Source organism: Bacillus infantis (assembly GCF_050107595.1).
Taxonomy (GTDB): Bacteria; Bacillota; Bacilli; order Bacillales; family Cytobacillaceae; genus Bacillus_AB; species Bacillus_AB infantis_C.
Map to the genome: position 1 here is coordinate 1 of NZ_JBNILH010000059.1, position 215 is coordinate 215.

Annotated in this window: 1 rRNA gene; it reads right to left on the bottom strand. The window is 50.2% G+C overall.

Annotated elements, in window-relative coordinates:
- Window positions 1-126: ribosomal RNA gene (locus ACQCVH_RS25425) — 23S ribosomal RNA — on the bottom strand; the annotation flags it as partial.
- Between the last annotated feature and the right edge of the window lie 89 nt (window positions 127-215).

The window sequence follows — 215 nt, forward strand, 5'->3', positions numbered from 1 at the left end:
TTTCCCCATTCGGAAATCTCCGGATCAAAGCTTACTTACAGCTCCCCGAAGCATATCGGTGTTAGTACCGTCCTTCATCGGCTCCTAGTGCCAAGGCATCCACCGTGCGCCCTTTCTAACTTAACCTGTTCGGCCGATGATAAGCTTCACATCTCTTCGTCATCTCAATCGTCAGCATCCTCACGTATACAAAACATACGCTCCGGTGCTTCCTC